This is a genomic window from Allobosea sp. OAE752, assembly GCF_050433265.1.
GTDB classification, from domain to species: Bacteria; Pseudomonadota; Alphaproteobacteria; order Rhizobiales; family Beijerinckiaceae; genus Allobosea; species Allobosea spartocytisi.
In genome coordinates this window covers 193,163-210,006 of the sequence record NZ_JBNPXO010000004.1, presented here as the reverse complement: position 1 = coordinate 210,006, position 16,844 = coordinate 193,163, and the positions used below count along the sequence as shown (strand labels likewise).

Here is a 16,844-nt window from a genome sequence, read left to right as displayed (position 1 = left end):
CGCCAGATGGCGCTACGGCATCGGCCGCTTCCGAAAACCGGATTCGACTTTTCGGGCCATTGCTCAGTAGCCCCGGGCCGGATCGACGGCATGCAGCAGCGGCTCGCCCGCCTCCAGCCGCCTGATCTGCGCCGCGACCAGCGTGGCGATCGCCTCCGGCTCGGACATCGCCGCGTTATGCGGGGTGACGGTCACGCCCGGATGGCTCCACAGCGGCGACTCCACCGGCAGCGGCTCGGTCTCGAAGACGTCGAGCGTCGCGCCCTTGAGCGTGCCGGCATCGAGCGCGGCGATGATGTCGTCCGCGACCTGAAGGCCGCCGCGGCCCGGATTGATCAGGAAGGGCCCGCCGAGCCGGCCGTCCTGCGCGAGCCCCGCAAAAAGCCCGGCGTTGAGGATGCCGCGCGTCTCGGGCGTCAGCGGCACCAGGCTGACGAGGATGTCGGTCCGCGCCAGGAAATCCTTCATGCCGTCCTCGCCGGAGAAGGTCTGCAGCCCCTCGACGCTCTTCGGCGAGCGGCTCCAGCCGGCCACGTCGAAGCCGATGACCTTGAGCTTGGCCACGGCATCGAGGCCGAGCTCGCCGAGCCCCATGATGCCGACACGGACGGAACGGGCCGCCGGCTGGTTGCGGTCGTCTTCCCAGAGCTTCGCCTGCTGCTGGCGCATGTAGCGATGCTGCTGGCGCAGATACATCAGGCAATGCAGCACGACATATTCGCTCATCCGCGTCGTCAGGTCGGGATCGACCACGCGTGCGATCGGCACTTCCGGCAATTTGTCGTCGGCGAAGAGGAAATCGACGCCGGCACCGAGCGAGAAGATCGCCGCGAGGTTCGGCAGGCCGGTCAGGCTGCCGGCCGGATGCTTCCAGCTCGCGACATAATGCACGGCCCGGCGGTCGAAGGGCTCGCCCGGCACCACGATCGGCATCTCCGGCAGCAGCGCCTGGAAGCGCGCCCGCCAGTCCTCGACATGCCAGCCCGTCATGGCCAGAAGCAAACTCATGCCCGTGTTCTCTCCGTGATCCGTCCGGCGACCAGTTCGCCCTGCGCCGCACCCTCTCCGATCCGATAGGCCTTGCGCAAGCGCTCGCTTGCCGCAAGGAAAGCGTCCTCGCCGCGCGCATGGATGATGGCGAGCGGACGGTCCGGCCCGAGCGTCGCGCCGATGCCGGCCATATCGGTGAGGCCGACCGCATGGTCGATGCCGTCCTGCGGCCGCAACCGGCCGCCGCCCAGCGCCACGACCGCGAAGCCGACGGCGCGGGTATCGATGCCCGAGACCGTCCCGGCCGTCTCGGCGAAGACCGGCTTCACGACCGGCGCCGCGGCGAGATGCTTTGCCGGCGCTTCGAGCAGATCGGCAGGGCCGCCCAGCGCCACCACCATCCTGGCGAAGCGCTCGGCCGCGGCACCCGAGGCGAAGGCATCCTCGATCCTGCCACGCGCTTCGTCGAGGTTCGCCGCCAGACGGCCGAGCAGCAGCATCTCGGCGCCGAGCGCGACCGTGACCTCGTGGAAGCGCGGCTCGCGCCGGCGCCCCGTCAGATGGTCGAGCGCATAGGCAACCTCGAGCGCATTGCCGGCCGCGCTGGCGAGCGGCTCGTCCATATCGGTCAGCAGCGCCGTGGTCGGCAGACCGGAATCATTGGCGACGCCGACGAGCGCCTGCGCCAGGGCGCGCGCCTTCGCGGGTTCCGGCAGGAAGGCGCCGGAGCCGAACTTCACGTCCATGGCGAGGCCGTGCAGGCCAGCGGCGAGTTTCTTCGACAGAATCGAGGCCGTGATCAGCGGCAGCGATTCCACGGTCGCCGTGACGTCCCGGATGGCGTAGAGGCGCTTGTCGGCCGGGGCGAGATCGGTGGTCTGGCCGATGATGGCGCAGCCGGCCTCGCGCACCACCTTTCGGAAGAGATCGATGCCCGGCTGCGTCACATAGCCCGGCACGGCATCGAGCTTGTCGAGCGTGCCGCCGGTATGGCCGAGGCCGCGGCCGGAGATCATCGGCACATAGCCGCCGCAGGCCGCAACCGCCGCCGCCAGCGGCAGGCTCACCGTATCGCCGACGCCGCCGGTCGAGTGCTTGTCGAGGGCGGGGCCCGGCAGGTCGTTCCAGTTCAGCACCGTGCCGGAATCGCGCATGGCGAGCGTCAGCGCCACGCGCTCCTTCTCGGTCATGTCGTTGAAGAACACGGCCATGGCGAAGGCCGCCGCCTGCCCCTCGCTGACCGAGCCGTCGGTCAGCCCGGCGACGATCTGGCGGATATCGGCATCAGGCACTTCATGGCCGTCGCGCTTGGCCGCGATGATCTCCTGCGTCAGCCGCATCAGTAATTCCCCGGTGCGGCCTCACCGGCCGCGGCGCCGTCGATCGCCGCGAGCAAGGCGCCATGCAGGCCGCTCGCGCCGAAGCGGAAGGTTCGCGGCGTCGCCCAGTCCGGCCCCATGATCGCATCGGCGAGGTCGAGATAGCCTTTCGCATCGGCGAGCGTGCGGATGCCGCCGGAGGGCTTCAGCCCGACCGGCCGGCCGGCCATGGCGATGACGTTGAGCATGACGCGTGCCGCCGGGATGCTGGCGGAACGGGCGGTCTTGCCGGTCGATGTCTTGATGAAGTCCGCGCCCCAGGCGATGGCAAGCTCGGCCGCGGTCCTGACCTTTTCGAGATCGGGATATTCGCCGGTCTCAAGGATGACTTTCAGCAGCCTGTCGCCGCAGCGCATCCTGACATTGCGGAGCATCGCGGTCGCCGCCGTCGTATGGCCGGCGAGCACGGCCTGCCAGGGCAGGACGAGGTCGATCTCGTCGGCGCCGGCCTCCAGCGCCTCCTCGGTCTCGCGGATGACCGGCGCGATCGGCGTCCCGCCCTCCGGGAAATTGACGACCGTCGCGATCCGCACCGGGCCGTCGCCCAGAGCCAGACGCGCCGTCGCGACGAAGCGCGGCCAGAGGCAGACCGCCGCGACCGGAACCGGGCCGGAGACGGCGCGGCGGCAGAGATCGCGGGCGCCGTCCTCGGTGGCGTCGTCGGCGAGGTCGGTCAGGTCGAGCAGCGCGAGCGCGCGTCTGGCGAAAGCGTCGTCCGACATGGTTCAAAGCTCCGACAGGAAGGCGCGCAGCAGGCGGCGCAGCGAGCGCGAGGCCACCGCGGCGACATCGCGTGTCTCGCCGTGATGGGGCGCGCCGCCATGGAGGCCCGCGCCCATATTGGTGACGATGGACAGGCCGGCGACGCGGAGATCGTAGCGCCGCGCCAGGATGACTTCCGGAACGGTCGACATGCCGACGAGATCGGCGCCAAGCGTCTTTGCCATGCGGATTTCCGCCGGCGTCTCGAAGCTCGGCCCCGAGAACCACATGTAGACGCCCTCGCCCAACGGCACGATCGCGTTCGCCGCGGCGCGCTTCAGCCGCCCGCGCAGCAACGGATCATACGCATCGACCATCGGCACGAAGCGGCCGTCGCCCCGGTCGCCGACGAGCGGATTGGGGCCGTTGAGGTTGATGTGGTCGGTGATGAGCGCAAGGCTGCCCGGCCCCATCGAGGGCGAAAGCGAGCCGGCCGCATTGGTCAGGATCAGCGGCGGCGAGCCGAAGGCGGTGAGCAGGCCGAGCGGCACGCGCATCACCGCGGAATCGCCGCCTTCGTAATAATGGGCGCGGCCCTGATAGATCAGCACCTTGCGGTCGAACAGCGTGCCGTAGCAGAGCTGGCGGGCATGGCCGGACACCTCGCCATGCGGAAAGCCAGGAATATCGGCATAGGGAATCGTGACGGCGTCCTGCACATCGTCGACGATCGAGCCGAGCCCGGTGCCGAGCACCAGGGCACATTCGATCGGGCCGTCGATCCCCCTGTCGATCAGCACCGATGCCGCTTCGTCGAAAGCCGGATCGACTGCCATGCAAACCCTCTCCCGGCCGTCCATGCGGCCGCCGCAAATCACCGCGGCAAATTGGCCGGTCCGAAGGACGCTGGCAACAACTGCTCCAGCGTGAAACGCGCGCGGATGCCTTCGGGCCCGGCGATGGCGACGGGTGTCTCGGGGCTCGCGAATTCGCGGATGCGCTGGCGGCAGGCACCGCAGGGCGTGACCAGCTCGTCGCCCTCGCCAAAGACGAGGATGGCGCGGATCGCCGTGCCGCCGGCCGCGATCATCGCGGCGATGGCGCCGGCCTCGGCGCAGGTCCCGACCGGATAGGCGGCGTTCTCGACATTGCAGCCGGCATGGACCGTGCCGTCATCGGCCAGCAGCGCCGCCCCGACCTTGAAGCGTGAATAGGGCGCGTAGGCGCGCGGCTGGAGGCGGGAAGCGGCTGCAAAGAGCGCGTCGAAATCGGGATCGGCGGCCAAGTCAGCGGTCCTTCATGTCAGCGTTCCTTGACATAGGGTATCCCGGAAGCCTTTGGCGGTGTCGCGCGGCCGATGAAGCCGGCGAGCAGGATGATGGTCATCAGATAAGGCAAAGCCTGGATCGCCTCCACCGGAACCAGCCCGATGCCCGGCAGCGTCACGCCCTGAAGCCTGATCGCGACCGCATCGAGCAGTCCGAAGAGCAGGCAGGCGCCGAGCGCCGGCCAGGGCCGCCAATTGGCGAAGATCACGGCCGCCAGCGCGATGAAGCCGCGCCCCGCCGTCATCTGCGGCAGGAAGCCGGCCGATTGCGCCACGGCGAGATAGGTGCCGCCGATGCCGCAGAGCAGCCCGCAGATCGCGACCGCCGCATAACGCAAGCCGGCCACCGAGATGCCGGCCGTATCGACGGCGGCGGGGTTCTCGCCGACGGCGCGGATGCGCAGGCCGAAGCGGCTGCGCCTCAGCACAAGCGCGGTGGCCAGCACGCAGAGAAAGGCGAGATAGGCCGGCGCGGCATGGCCGGAAACCACCTCGTCATAGAGAAGGCCGAGCACCGGCACATGCTCGCGCGCCCATGGGCCGAAGGGCAGCGACAATTCACCGAAGCGGGCGGCCCCTTCGAGCGGCGGCGTGCGCCCGCCCTGCCCGTACCAGGCATTGCCGAGGACGACGGTGAGCCCCGCCGCCAGCATGTTGATGGCGACGCCGGAGACGATCTGGTTGCCGCGCCAGGTGATGGCGGCGAAGCCGTGCAGCAGCGCCAGCAGGACCGAGGCAAGAATGCCGGCGCCCAGCCCCACCCAGGCCGAGCCGGTGGCGAGGGCCGCGACCGCAGCGGCGAAGGCGGCGATCAGCATCTTACCCTCGAGGCCGATATCGACGACGCCGGCCTTCTCCGACCAGAGCCCGGCAAGCGCCGCGCAGATCAGCGGGATCGAGAGCCGGACCATCGAATCGAGCACGACGGCAAGGGTCTGGAGCCACTCCATCAGCCGGCTGCCCCGCGACCGAGCGCCGTCGCCACCAGCCGGCGGAACAACCCGTCGAGCGCTCCGGCGAAGAGGATGAGCACGCCGCCGATCACCACCACCATGTCGCGGGTGATCGCCGGCTTGTCGAAGGAAAGCTCCGCCCCGCCCTGGTAGAGCACGCCGAAAAGCAGCGCCGCCAGGCCCACCCCGACCGGATGGCCGCGCCCCATCAGCGCGACGGCGATGCCGACGAAGCCGTAGCCCGCGGTGAAATCGAGCACCAGCCGGTGCTGCACGCCGAGCGCCTCATTGACCGCGAGTCCGCCGGCGAGCGCGCCCGAGATCGCCATGGCGATCATGGTGACCGCGGCGGGCGAGATCCCCGCATAAGCGGCGGCGCGGGGATTGGCCCCGACGGTGCGGATCGCATAGCCCAGCCGCGTGCGCCAGATCAGCAACCAGACCGCGACCAGCGCCATCAGGGCGAGCAGGAAGGCGCTGTTGAGCGGCGTCGGCGGCAGCTTGATTCCGAGCGGTGCGAGGAGCTGGTGCATCGGCGTCAGCACGGCCTGTGCCGGGAAATCCGCTGTCTCGGGCTGCATCGAGCCGATCTTACCGATCACTTCGCGCAGCAGATAGACGATCAGCGTCGCGGCGACGAAGTTCAGCATGATCGTGGTGATGACGACATGGCTGCCGCGCTTCGCCTGCAGCCAGCCGGGGATGAAGGCGTAAGCCGCACCGCCCGCAGCCGCCGCGAGGATGGCGAGCGGCGCGGCGAGGAAGCCCGCCACGGAGAGGAAACCCGGCATGGCCGAGAGCGCCCCACAGGCCAGCGCCGCGCAGATGCCGGCGACGGTCGCCTGCCCCTCGCCACCGATATTGAACAGCCCGGCATGGAAGGCGACGGCGACGGCGAGCCCCGTGAAGATGAAGTTCGTCGCGTAGTAGAGCGTGAAGCCGATACCTTCCGCGCTGCCGAGCGCGCCGCGCAGCAGCAGCGCCGTCGCCTCCAGCGGGTTCTCCCCGATGCCGAGGACGACGAGGCCGGCGACCAGCAGGGCCGCCGCCACCGAGACGAGCGGCACCAGCGCAGTGTCGGCCCAGCGCGGCAGTTCGACCGGGGCGGCGCTCATGCGGCTTCGTCCGTGACGCCGGCCATCAGCAGGCCGAGATCGCGCTCATCCGCCGTTTCTGCTGCGCGTTCCCCCGTGATCCGACCACCGCAGAGGGCGATGATTCGGTCGGAGAGCGCCATCACCTCCTCGAGCTCGACCGAAACCAGCAGGATCGCGACGCCGGCATCGCGCAACTCGATCAGCCTGCGGTGGATGAACTCGATCGCGCCGATATCGACGCCGCGCGTCGGCTGGCCGACGAGCAGCACCTGCGGATGCCGCTCGATCTCGCGGGCGAGCACGATCTTCTGCTGGTTGCCGCCGGAGAATTTCGCGGTCTTCAGGGCGGGATCGGGCGGGCGCACGTCATAGGCCGCGAAGGCCGTCAGCGCATGCGCCTCGATCCGCGACGGCGACAGGAAGGGCCCGGTCCGGAAGGCCGGATCGCCCTGATAGCCGAGGATCGCGTTCTCCGCCGCGCTGAAGGCGGTGACGAGGCCGCTGCGATGGCGATCCTCCGGGATATGCATGAGACCGCGCTCGCGCAGCCGCGCCGGATGACGATCCGCCGCCGCGAGGATCTGGCCGCCCAGGCGAATGACGCCACGCGTGGGCTGGACCAGCCCGGCGAGCACCTCCAGCAACTCGCTCTGGCCGTTGCCGGCGACGCCGGCGATGCCCACGATCTCGCCGGCATGGAGGGTCAGGCTCACATCCCGCAGTGTCTCGGTGCCGCGCGCGTCGCGGCAGGACAGGCCGACCGCTTCGAGAACGGCAGCGCCGCGCTCGCGCGGCGGCTTCTCGACGCGCAGCAGTACGCGCCGGCCGACCATCGCCTCGGCCAGCGCCGGCGGCGAGGTTTCCGCCGTCCGGAACCCGGCGACCATCTCGCCGCGCCGCATCACCGAGACCGTGTCGGTGGCGTCCATGATCTCGCGCAGCTTGTGGGTGATCAGGATCACCGTCTTGCCCTGCGCCTTCAGCGCCCGGAGCAGGGCGAAGAGCTGATCGGCCTCGGCTGGGGTCAGCACGGCGGTCGGCTCGTCGAGGATCAGAATCTGCGCCCCGCGATAGAGCGCCTTCAGGATCTCGACGCGCTGCTGCAGGCCGACGGACAAATCGCCGACCGTGGCATCGGGGTCGATCGCGAGCCCGTATTCGCGCGACAGGCGGGCCAGTTCCGCCCGCGCCTTCGCCAGCCCGCCCTTGAGGCTGACCCCGCCCTCGGCGCCGAGCACGACGTTGTCGACGACGCTCAGCGTCTCGACCAGCATGAAATGCTGATGGACCATGCCGATGCCGGCCGCGATCGCATCGGCGGGGGAGCGGATGCGACGCGGCTCGCCCGCGATCCTGATCTCGCCGGCATCGGCCTCGTAGAAGCCGTAGAGGATCGACATCAGCGTCGATTTTCCGGCGCCGTTCTCGCCGACGATGCCGTGGATCGAGCCGGCCGCGACCGCAAGCGAAACGTCCCGGTTCGCCGCGACCGCGCCGAAGCGCTTGGAGATGCCGACGAGCTCGATCGCGGGAGGGGAAGGCACGAGGCTCAAGAGTGCGGCCCGCGCCTCACATCGTGCATTTCTGGTCGGACATGTAGTCGTGGACCTGGACCGTTCCGGCGATGATGGCGGCCTTGGCCTTCTCGGCGGCGGCCTTCATCTCGGGCGTGATCAGCGCCTTGTTGTTGTCGTCGAGCGCCCAGTCGATGCCGCCTTCCTTGAGGCCGAGCACGGAGATGCCGGGCTTCCAGGAGCCGTCGCGCGCCGCCATGAAGGAGTTGTAGGCGGCAACGTCGACGCGCTTGAGCATCGAGGTCAGGATCTTGCCGGGATGCAGCGCGTTCTGGTTGGAATCGACGCCGATGCCGAGCTTGCCGGCATCGGTCACGGCCCGGAGCACGCCGATGCCGGTGCCGCCGGCGGCGTGGTAGACGACGTCGGCGCCGCGGTCGATCTGCGACTTGGCGAGTTCGCCGCCCTTCACCGGGTCGTTCCAGGCTGAAGGCGTCGAGCCGGTCATGTTCTGGAAGATCTCGGCGCCGGGCTTGGCCGCCTTGACGCCCTGGATGTAGCCGCAGGCGAATTTGCGGATGAGCGGGATGTCCATGCCGCCGACGAAGCCGAGCTTGTCGGTCTTCGAGGCCATCGCCCCGAGCAGGCCCACAAGATAGGAGCCCTCATGCTCCTTAAAGACGATCGACTGCACGTTGGGCAGCTCGACCACCATGTCGATGATGGTGAATTTCAGGTCCGGGAACTCGGCCGCGACCTTCTGCAGCGCGGTCGCCTGCGAGAAGCCCACCGCGATGATCGGCGAATTGCCGTCACGGGCGAAGCGGCGCAGGGCCTGCTCGATCTGCGCATCGTTCGTCGGCTCGAAATCGCGGAACTCGACGCCGGTTTCCTTCCTGAACTTGTCGGCGCCGATGAAGACGCCCTCGTTGAAGGATTTGTCGAACTTGCCGCCCTTGTCGTAGACGATCGCCGGCTTGATCGGCTGCTGCGCGAAAGCCGCCGCCGAAAACACCATGCCGGCCAGCGCCGCCGCGAAAGAACCCAAACGCATCGCATAGTCCCCTGTTGAAGCCGGGTGCCGTTAGCCGGCCCTCGATGGTGCCACGATGACATGGCTCGGCGGCGCGGCCAAGCTGGCGATGAGGTCAACTCTTTCGCAGGCGCGGCAACGCGATGCGATTGCCGAAGAAGGCCATCCGGTCCTATTCTGGGAGATGATGCTGAACGACGACGAGATCGAGCGCTATGCGCGCCATATCGTCCTGCCGGAGATCGGCGGGCCGGGGCAGCAGAAGCTGAAGAACGCCCGCGTGCTGGTCGTCGGCGCCGGCGGGCTCGGCGCGCCGCTGATCCAGTATCTGGCCGCGGCCGGCATCGGCAAGATCGGCATCGTCGACGACGACGTGGTCTCGCTCTCGAACCTGCAGCGCCAGACCATCTTCACCACCGACGACATCGGCAAGCGCAAGGCCGTGGCGGCCGCGAACTTCATCCGCCGGCTCAACCCGAATGTCGTGGTCGAGGAGCATGTCACCCGCATCGACCCGCACAATGCCCGCGCGATGATCGCCTTCTACGATGTCGTCGCCGAGGGTTCGGACAGTTTCGCCACGCGCTATGCCGTCTCCGACGCCTGTTTCCACGAGCACAGGCCGGTGGTGATGGGGGCGCTCGGCCGCTTCGACGGCTCGCTGACCACGATCCGCGCCCATGAAACCGGCCCGGACGGGCGGCCGAACCCGACCTGGCGCTGCCTGTTCCCGGATGCGCCGCCGCCGGGCGCGATCCCGACCTGCGCGGAGGCCGGCGTGCTGGGCGCGCTGCCCGGCATCATCGGCTCGCTGATGGCGCTGGAGGTCGTGCGTGCCGTCACCGGCTTCGGCGAACCGCTGGTCGGCAAGCTCCTGCTGGTCGATTCGCTGACGATGCGCTTCGAGACGCTGCGCTATGGCTGGGACGAGACGAACCCGCTGAACGGGACGAACGTCGCGGCCTGAACGCCATCAATTAACGGCGCCGTGATCCCGGACAAGCCGCAAAGCGGCGCCGATCCGGGATCCATTCCGGAGCGCTTCCGGCCGAGATTCAGGCACGGATCCCGGGTCTGCGCTTCGCCCGGGATGGCCATGTCAGAGGTCTAAGGGAACCTCTCAGCGTTTCGCTTGGATCACATCCCAGAGCTGCGCCGCCAGGTCCGGCCCGCCCAGCTTCTTGATGGCGCGCACGCCGGTCGGGGCGGTGACGTTGATCTCGGTGAGCTTGCCGTGGATCACGTCGATGCCGACCAGCAGCAGGCCGCGCCGGCTGAGCTCGGGGCCGATCGCCTCGCAGATCGCGAGCTCCTGCTTCGACAGATCGGTCGGCCGCGCCGCGCCGCCGCGCACCATGTTGGCGCGGAGATCGCCGACCGCCGGCACGCGATTGACCGCGCCCGCCGCCTTGCCGTCGATCAGGATGATGCGCTTGTCGCCTTCCGTGACCTCCTTGATGAAGCCCTGCACCACCCAGGGCTCACGGAAGAGATTGCTGAACAGGTCGAAGAGCGAGCCGAAATTCGGATCGCCCTTGCCGGTCTTGAACACGGTCGCGCCGCCATGGCCGTAGAGCGGCTTCATGACGATCTCGCCGTACTCGTCGCGGAAGGCCTCGATCTCGGCCCTGTCGCGGGTGATCAGCGTCGGCGGCATCAGCTCGGGGAAATGGGTGACGAAGATCTTCTCGGGCGCGTTGCGCACCTCGGCCGGGTTGTTGACCACCAGTGTTTTGGGGTGGATGCGCTCCAGCATATGGGTGGTGGTGACATAGGCCATGTCGAAGGGCGGGTCCTGCCGGAGCAGCACGACGTCGAGCTGGGAAAGGTCGACCTTCTCCTCGGCCCCCAGAGTGAAATGATCGCCCTCGACGTCGCGCACCGTGACCGGGCGGATCGGCGCCGTGACCTTGCCGTCGCGCAGCGAGAGCTTGTCGGGGGTGTAGGTGTAGAGCGTGTGGCCGCGCGCCTGCGCTTCCAGCATCAGGGCGAAGCCGGTATCGCCGGCGATCCGGATGCGCTCGATCGGGTCCATCTGGATGGCGACGGAGAGAGTCATGGGCGGGCTTCCTGTTGCGGCCCGTTCTTATCGGGCTGCCGGTCGGGTTCCTGCAAGTAGGTGGCCCTGCGTCACAGGACAAGCGCGAAGGCGGCCGGCACATGGCGCGGCCAGCGCCAGGGCGCCAGGAAGACCGCATCGGCCCTGAGATCGTAGCCCATCGCCCAGGGGTTGCGGGCGAGCCATTGCCGGACGCGCCGCTCGACGAGGCGCTGCTTTTCCGTTGTCACGGCCGTGAGCGCATCCTCGATTCGGCCGCGCGCCTTGACCTCGACGAAAGCGACGGTGCGCCCGCGCCGCATGACGATATCGATCTCGCCGCCCTTGCCGCCGAAGCGCCGCTCCAGCAGCCAATAGCCCTTCGCCATCAGCCAGAGGATGGCGAGCCATTCCGCCCGACGGCCCGAAAGGCCGGAACGCCGCGCCCGGCGGCTGCGCAATGCCGAGCGCGTCGCAGGTTCTGTCACGGATCGTCGCGGGTGAGTTCGAGGGCGCGCGCATAGACCTTGCGGCGCGGCTGGCCGGTCTCCGCCGCGACCTGCGCCACCGCCTCCTTCAGCGAGACCTTCGCCAGCGCCGCGCGCAGCCGTTCATCGATCGCCTCGTCGCTGGGAACGAGATCGACGGCGCCCGGCGGGCCGATGATGACGACGATCTCGCCGCGCGCCTCCTCCTGCGTCTCGTAATGCGCGGCCAGCTCGGGGAGGGTGCCGCGCCTGACCGTTTCGTAGAACTTGGTCAGTTCGCGCGCGACCGCCCCCGGCCTTGCGCCCAACACAGCGGCGGCATCGGCCAGCATCTCGGCGAGACGACGGGGCGATTCGAAGAAGACCAGCGTGCCGGGAATGGCGGCGAGCTCGGTCAGCCGGGTGCGGCGCCCTCCCGATTTTGGCGGCAGGAAGCCCTCGAAGAAGAAGCGGTCGGTCGGCAATCCGGCCAGCACCAGCGCCGCCAGCACGGCGGAGGGGCCGGGAATACCCGTAACCGGCAGGCCTTCCGCCACCAGTTCGGCCACGAGCTTGTAGCCGGGATCGGAAACGAGCGGCGTCCCGGCATCCGAGATCAAAGCGAGCTTGCCGCCTTCGCGCAGCTTCGCCAGCACCTTCGGGCGCATCTGCGCGGCGTTGTGCTCGTGATAGGGCAGGAGCGGCGTCGAGATGCCGTAATGCGCCAGCAGCGTCTTCGAGGTGCGGGTGTCCTCGGCCAGGACCGCATCGGCGGCGGCGAGCGTCGCGAGCGCCCGGAAGGAGATGTCGCGCAGGTTTCCGATCGGCGTCGCGACGATGTGCAGCCCCGGTGACAGCGGCTCGGCCTCGGCCTTGAGACCGAAGGCGGTGTAGCTGGCGGGGCGGGGCGGAGCGGCGTTCGACATGGCCGCAAGCTGCCACAGCGCCCCCGGCCGCGCCATGGCGTGCGTGCGACGGGCCCGATGCAACCCATAGTTAACAACTTGAAAATAGCATGTGGCACTGGCACGAGAGTCCCGCGGGGGGACTGTATCACCGGGCAAGGCTTTGCCGGCCCGGTCACGACTGGAGATCGCCCGTGTTGCACCATCGGCACTTCGTACCGGTTCTGCGGTTCAAGGCGGGCGCGCTGGCCGTCTCCCTGTCCTTGCTGCTCGCGAGCTGCAGCGGTGGCCCCGCCGGCCTGCCGGGCTTCGACGGCCCCGCCTCGACGGAACCGGCCGCGCCAAGCGGCCAGACCATCGGCACCGGCAAGGTCAAGGTCGGCCTCATCCTGCCGCTCGGCGCCGAAGGCCAGGGCGGCGTGGTCGGCAATTCACTCAAGAACGCCGCCGAGATGGCCCTGGCCGAATTCCCCAACGCGGACCTGACGCTGCTGGTCAAGGACGACCGCGGCACGCCGGAAGGCGCGCGCGCCGCGGCGCAGGAAGCGATCTCGGAAGGCGCAGAACTCATCATCGGGCCGCTCTTCGCCCCGACCGTGCAGGCGGCGGGACAGGTGGCGCGGGCGGCCAACCGGCCGGTCATCGCCTTCTCCAGCGATTCCAACGTGGCCTCGCGCGGCGTCTATCTGCTCTCCTTCCCGCCCGAGAACGACGTCAACCGCGTCATCGCCTATGCCGCGCAGCAGGGCCGCAAATCCTTCGCCGCGCTGCTGCCCGACACCGCCTATGGCAAGGTCGTCGAGGCCGCCTTCCAGCAGGCGGTGGCGGCACGCGGCGCCCGCGTCGCGGCGATCGAGCATTTCGGCTCCGACCCGGCCGCGATGCGCACAGCCGTCCAGCGCCTGATGCCCTCGCTGCAGCAGGCGGATGCGCTCTTCGTTCCGGCCGCGGCCGATGCGATGCCCGCCCTCGGGCAGGCGCTGCAGCAGGCCGGCTTCGACCCGCGCAAGGTGAAGCCGCTCGGCACCGGCGTCTGGAACGACAGCGGCATCGCACAGGTGCAGGCGATCCAGGGCGGCTGGTTCGCCTCGCCCGACACGGCCGGGTTCAACGCTTTCGCGGGACGCTACCAGCAGCGCTTCAACAGCAGCCCGACCCGCACCGCGACCCTCTCCTACGACGCGGTTTCGCTGGCGGCGGCACTGGCGCGCACGCAAGGCTCGCAACGCTTCTCCGAGGCGGTGCTGACCAATGCCTCGGGCTTCGCAGGAGCCGACGGCGTCTTCCGCTTCCGGCCGGACGGGCAGGTCGAGCGCGGGCTCGCGGTGCTCGAACTGCGCAACGGCCAGATCGTCACGATCAACGCCGCGCCGCGCGATCTCGGCCCGCGTTCGCAGTAGCCTGCTGCCGTATCGACAAAAAAGGCCGGGCAAATGCCCGGCCTTTTGCATTTGAGCGCTGACAGAGCTCAGCTCGCCGGCGCGTATTTCACCGCGCAGCCATAAGCCTTGGTGCTGGCCTCGGAGACCGGCTTGCCGGCCTTCAGCTCGGCGACCGCCTGCCGGACATAGCTCTTCGCGCCATTGAGGCTCGCGGGGTTCGAGGACGGCTTGTCGTCGATCGCACCCATATAGGCGAGCGTGCCCTTGGGATCGATGATGTACATGTGCGGCGTGGTCTGGGCGCCATAAGCGCGCGCCACCTGGCTCTTCGGGTCGAGCAGGATGCCGGCGGGGGCGGCGTCGCGCTGGACGGTCAGCTCCTTCGCCTTCGCCGCCTCGACATAGCCCTGCTCGCCGGGCGGCGAGGAGATCACCGAGAGCCAGACGATGCCCTCCTTGGCCATGTCCTTCTGCAACGTCTGCATGGTGGCGCTGTTGTAGTGCTTGCGGACATAGGGGCAGTCGTGATTGGTCCATTCGAGGATCACGGTCTTGCCGGCGAATTCCTGGAGATTGCGGGTCTTGCCGTCGATATCGACCGCCTGGAAGGCCGGCGCGGGCTGGCCGACGCGGGCGGCGCCTTCAGCGAAGGCCGCACCGGTCGTGAGCGAAAACCCGGCAAGAGCGAGGCCGGCGATGAAAGTCTGTCTGGTCAGGCTTTTCATGTCTGTCTCCCTGGTTGGAATCTACGGCGTGTTGGCCGCGGTCTTATCCCGGCCCGCCGCGCGTTCGGCGGCCGCGATCACGGCATCCGGCGTCAGGAGCTGCGGCAGGATCTCGGCCTGCCCGTCCTTGCGCGCCGGATAGAACAGATAGAGCGGCACGCCGGCGCGTCCCTGCTCGGCCAGCGCCTGGGCGATGCGGGAATCGCGGTTGGTCCAGTCCGCCTTGAGATAGGTGACGCCGAGCCTGGCAAAAGCATCCTTCACCTCCTGCCGCGAGAGCGCGACGCGCTCATTGGCGAGGCAGGTGATACACCAGGCGGCGGTGAAATTGACGAAGACCGGCTTGCCCTGCGCCTGCAGGGTGGCGACGCGCTCAGGGCTCCAGGCCTGGATATCCCCGGCCCGCGCCTCCGCATTGGTGCCCGGCACGGCGTTCTCGACCGTGAACCAGCCGGCGCCGAGCGCGACCAGCACGGCCAGCACAGTCCCGAAGGCGCGGCGCGGCAGGGAGCCACGGGTGACGCCGACGAGCCAGACGACGAAACCCGCCGCCAGCACGGCGACCAGCGCCGCCAGCACGCCCTGCGGGCCGGTCTGGACCGAAGCGACCCAGATCAGCCAGATCGCGGTCGCGAACATCGGGAAGGCGAAGGCCTGCTTCAGCACCAGCATCCAGCGGCCGGGCTTCGGCAGCAGCCTGAGCAGGCCCGGCGCGAAGGAGAGCGCCACCACCGGCAGAGCGAAGCCGAGGGCCAGCGCCATGAAGACCGAGAGCGCGACCGCCGGCGGTTGCGTCACCGCATAGCCCATCGCCGCGCCCATGAAGGGCGCCGTGCAGGGCGTGGCGACGACGACGGCGAGCACGCCGGTCATGAAGGCGCCGAGGCGCCCGCCCCGGCTGGCGAGCCCGTCACCGAGGCCGACCACCGAGCCGCCGATCTCGAAGGCGCCGATCAGATTGAGCCCGATCAGCACCATCACCACGGTAAGCGCGATCACCAGCAGCGGCGACTGGAGCTGGAAACCCCAGCCGACGCTACCGCCGAGCGCACCCAGCGCAATGACGGCTCCGGCCAGCACCAGGAAGGTCAGCAGCACGCCGCAGAGGAAGATCAGGCCCTGCTCACGCGTCTCAGTGCGGCTGCGATGCGCCGTCTGGGCGAAGCCGAGCGCCTTGATGAACAGCACCGGCAGCACGCAGGGCATCAGGTTGAGGATGAGACCGCCGGCGAAGGCGAAGGCCAATGCGGCGAGCAGCGTGAGGTCGGCGCCTTCCGCCGGGACGGGAATCCGCACGACCGCCGGGCGGGGCGCGTTGGAACCGGTCTCGGCCGCTTTGGAGACCAGCGCAGGATCGGCATCGGCCACCAGCGTCAGCGCACGCGGCACGCCATCCTGCCTGAAGGTCAGGACGCCGGAGATATCAGGCTGCTCCAGCTTGAAGGCACTGGAGCGGGTCAGCGTCAGGCCCGGCACATCGCCGGCTTTCATGGGCTGGTCGGCGGCGTGCTCGATCAGCGTGTCGGAGATCGGAAAGAAGCGCAGATCGCTCGCGCCGGCCGGAAGGCCGGGCAGTGCCAAGGCGAGGTTGTCGCCATCGGCACTCAGCCTGCCACGGAAGCCGGCCGGCTTCGGCAGGGCGGCGAGCGCTGCATCGATGCGCTGCTGCGCCGCCTCATCGACTGCGCTTGCCGCGCCGACGGCCAGGTCGAGCGTGAAGCTGCCTTCCTCGGGAATGCAGATCTTTTCGCAGACCAGCCAGGTCGCGTTCGCCTTGAGCGAAAAGGTCTCGCCGGGCCTGGCATCGGCCGGCACGGTGATCTCGACCGGCAGCACGACCTCGCCCTCGAAGCCGAAATTGACCAGCGGATCGACCCGGATCGCGCGCGGCGCCGGCCAGGCGATATCGCCGGCCTTGGCGCCGGCCGGCAGATCCCACTGGATCTGCGTCGGTTCGCCGGAATCGCCGGGGTTCAGCCAATAGGTATGCCAGTGCGGGGCAAGCTTCTGGGTCAGCGCCGCGTGGAAGCGCTCGCCGGGCGCAACCGTGTCGCGGCTCGACAGCAGGGTCGCGGTGACACGCTGGGAGGTAACGGGCGCCGATTCGGCCGCAAGCGCCGCGCCCGGCAACGCCAGCCCCAGAGCCAGCAGGGCGCCGGTCAGAAACCGCCGGGCCGAAACGCCGGGTCCCCTGTCAGGTCTTTCGGAATACGGCGCCATCATCCCACTTCTGTCTGATATCATCGGTCCCAGATGCCTCAAACGACCCGTTCATGCCAATGACAAGGCGGTGAGGCAGTGTCTCGGGCGATCCTGCGCCATCGCGCCGCCG

At 69.2% G+C, this 16,844-nt stretch carries 16 protein-coding genes; 2 read left to right on the top strand and 14 right to left on the bottom strand.

The window, feature by feature from the left end; all coding sequences use genetic code 11:
• Window positions 1-63: 63 nt before the first annotated feature.
• From GGC47_RS12705 to GGC47_RS12665, 9 genes are read right to left on the bottom strand one after another with little or no spacing between them, the layout of a single operon-like run.
• Complete coding sequence (locus tag GGC47_RS12705) at window positions 64-1,008, bottom strand: 2-hydroxyacid dehydrogenase (RefSeq protein WP_142022344.1); 945 nt, start codon at window positions 1,006-1,008, stop codon at window positions 64-66.
• Window positions 1,005-2,330 (bottom strand): thymidine phosphorylase, encoded by a 1,326-nt coding sequence (gene deoA / locus GGC47_RS12700; RefSeq protein WP_142022345.1) that lies wholly within the window; start codon window positions 2,328-2,330, stop codon window positions 1,005-1,007. Before deoA ends, GGC47_RS12705 begins: the two co-directional genes overlap by 4 nt.
• Window positions 2,330-3,091 carry a deoxyribose-phosphate aldolase gene (gene deoC / locus GGC47_RS12695; protein ID WP_142022346.1) on the bottom strand — a complete coding sequence of 254 codons (762 nt, stop codon included), beginning with the start codon at window positions 3,089-3,091 and terminating at the stop codon, window positions 2,330-2,332. The genes deoA and deoC overlap by 1 nt, the downstream gene beginning before the upstream one ends.
• A 3-nt stretch (window positions 3,092-3,094) precedes the next feature.
• Entirely contained in the window at window positions 3,095-3,907 is an 813-nt protein-coding gene (locus GGC47_RS12690) for a purine-nucleoside phosphorylase (RefSeq protein WP_038364705.1), read from the bottom strand.
• A 38-nt stretch (window positions 3,908-3,945) separates the two neighbouring features.
• Window positions 3,946-4,356 (bottom strand): cytidine deaminase, encoded by a 411-nt coding sequence (locus tag GGC47_RS12685; RefSeq protein ID WP_112761532.1) that lies wholly within the window; start codon window positions 4,354-4,356, stop codon window positions 3,946-3,948.
• A gap of 17 nt (window positions 4,357-4,373) precedes the next feature.
• Entirely contained in the window at window positions 4,374-5,348 is a 975-nt protein-coding gene (locus tag GGC47_RS12680) for an ABC transporter permease (protein WP_112761533.1), read from the bottom strand.
• Window positions 5,348-6,466: an ABC transporter permease gene (locus tag GGC47_RS12675; RefSeq protein WP_142022347.1), complete on the bottom strand. Its 1,119-nt coding sequence runs from the start codon at window positions 6,464-6,466 to the stop codon at window positions 5,348-5,350. Before GGC47_RS12675 ends, GGC47_RS12680 begins: the two co-directional genes overlap by 1 nt.
• Window positions 6,463-7,992: an ABC transporter ATP-binding protein gene (locus GGC47_RS12670; RefSeq protein WP_142022348.1), complete on the bottom strand. Its 1,530-nt coding sequence runs from the start codon at window positions 7,990-7,992 to the stop codon at window positions 6,463-6,465. The genes GGC47_RS12675 and GGC47_RS12670 overlap by 4 nt, the downstream gene beginning before the upstream one ends.
• A 25-nt stretch (window positions 7,993-8,017) precedes the next feature.
• Window positions 8,018-9,016: a BMP family lipoprotein gene (locus GGC47_RS12665; RefSeq protein WP_113253544.1), complete on the bottom strand. Its 999-nt coding sequence runs from the start codon at window positions 9,014-9,016 to the stop codon at window positions 8,018-8,020.
• 163 nt (window positions 9,017-9,179) lie between these two features.
• On the opposite strand from GGC47_RS12665, the gene GGC47_RS12660 reads away from it, so the two are divergent.
• Window positions 9,180-9,962 carry a HesA/MoeB/ThiF family protein gene (locus tag GGC47_RS12660; RefSeq protein WP_113253545.1) on the top strand — a complete coding sequence of 261 codons (783 nt, stop codon included), beginning with the start codon at window positions 9,180-9,182 and terminating at the stop codon, window positions 9,960-9,962.
• Between the two features lie 153 nt (window positions 9,963-10,115).
• On the opposite strand, the gene gshB is transcribed toward GGC47_RS12660, so the two are convergent.
• The 3 genes from gshB to rsmI all read right to left on the bottom strand — a co-directional run bounded on the left by gshB (window position 10,116) and on the right by rsmI (window position 12,426).
• Window positions 10,116-11,054, bottom strand: a complete 939-nt coding sequence (gene gshB, locus GGC47_RS12655) for a glutathione synthase (RefSeq protein ID WP_142022349.1) — start codon at window positions 11,052-11,054, stop codon at window positions 10,116-10,118.
• A gap of 71 nt (window positions 11,055-11,125) precedes the next feature.
• Window positions 11,126-11,521 carry a YraN family protein gene (locus tag GGC47_RS12650; RefSeq protein WP_142022350.1) on the bottom strand — a complete coding sequence of 132 codons (396 nt, stop codon included), beginning with the start codon at window positions 11,519-11,521 and terminating at the stop codon, window positions 11,126-11,128.
• Entirely contained in the window at window positions 11,518-12,426 is a 909-nt protein-coding gene (gene rsmI, locus GGC47_RS12645; protein ID WP_142022351.1) for a 16S rRNA (cytidine(1402)-2'-O)-methyltransferase, read from the bottom strand. Before rsmI ends, GGC47_RS12650 begins: the two co-directional genes overlap by 4 nt.
• Before the next feature lie 173 nt (window positions 12,427-12,599).
• On the opposite strand from rsmI, the gene GGC47_RS12640 reads away from it, so the two are divergent.
• Complete coding sequence (locus GGC47_RS12640; RefSeq protein ID WP_038364713.1) at window positions 12,600-13,805, top strand: penicillin-binding protein activator; 1,206 nt, start codon at window positions 12,600-12,602, stop codon at window positions 13,803-13,805.
• A 68-nt stretch (window positions 13,806-13,873) separates the two neighbouring features.
• Here the strand turns inward: GGC47_RS12640 and GGC47_RS12635 are convergent, their stop codons facing one another.
• Together GGC47_RS12635 and GGC47_RS12630 are read right to left on the bottom strand one after the other, a co-directional pair.
• Window positions 13,874-14,512: a thioredoxin family protein gene (locus GGC47_RS12635; protein ID WP_113253547.1), complete on the bottom strand. Its 639-nt coding sequence runs from the start codon at window positions 14,510-14,512 to the stop codon at window positions 13,874-13,876.
• Window positions 14,513-14,533: 21 nt separating this feature from the next.
• Entirely contained in the window at window positions 14,534-16,732 is a 2,199-nt protein-coding gene (locus GGC47_RS12630; protein WP_142022481.1) for a protein-disulfide reductase DsbD family protein, read from the bottom strand.
• Window positions 16,733-16,844 lie beyond the last annotated feature (112 nt).

Excerpts from the sequence above, each read along its gene's own strand:
- GGC47_RS12705 (WP_142022344.1), bottom strand. The coding sequence starts at position 1,008 with ATGAGTTTGCTTCTGGCCATGACGGGCTGGCATGTCGAGGACTGGCGG.
- deoA (WP_142022345.1), bottom strand. The coding sequence starts at position 2,330 with ATGCGGCTGACGCAGGAGATCATCGCGGCCAAGCGCGACGGCCATGAA.
- deoC (WP_142022346.1), bottom strand. The coding sequence starts at position 3,091 with ATGTCGGACGACGCTTTCGCCAGACGCGCGCTCGCGCTGCTCGACCTG.
- GGC47_RS12690 (WP_038364705.1), bottom strand. The coding sequence starts at position 3,907 with ATGGCAGTCGATCCGGCTTTCGACGAAGCGGCATCGGTGCTGATCGAC.
- GGC47_RS12680 (WP_112761533.1), bottom strand. The coding sequence starts at position 5,348 with ATGGAGTGGCTCCAGACCCTTGCCGTCGTGCTCGATTCGATGGTCCGG.
- GGC47_RS12675 (WP_142022347.1), bottom strand. The coding sequence starts at position 6,466 with ATGAGCGCCGCCCCGGTCGAACTGCCGCGCTGGGCCGACACTGCGCTG.
- GGC47_RS12665 (WP_113253544.1), bottom strand. The coding sequence starts at position 9,016 with ATGCGTTTGGGTTCTTTCGCGGCGGCGCTGGCCGGCATGGTGTTTTCG.
- GGC47_RS12660 (WP_113253545.1), top strand. The coding sequence starts at position 9,180 with ATGATGCTGAACGACGACGAGATCGAGCGCTATGCGCGCCATATCGTC.
- gshB (WP_142022349.1), bottom strand. The coding sequence starts at position 11,054 with ATGACTCTCTCCGTCGCCATCCAGATGGACCCGATCGAGCGCATCCGG.
- rsmI (WP_142022351.1), bottom strand. The coding sequence starts at position 12,426 with ATGTCGAACGCCGCTCCGCCCCGCCCCGCCAGCTACACCGCCTTCGGT.
- GGC47_RS12635 (WP_113253547.1), bottom strand. The coding sequence starts at position 14,512 with ATGAAAAGCCTGACCAGACAGACTTTCATCGCCGGCCTCGCTCTTGCC.
- GGC47_RS12630 (WP_142022481.1), bottom strand. The coding sequence starts at position 16,732 with ATGGCGCCGTATTCCGAAAGACCTGACAGGGGACCCGGCGTTTCGGCC.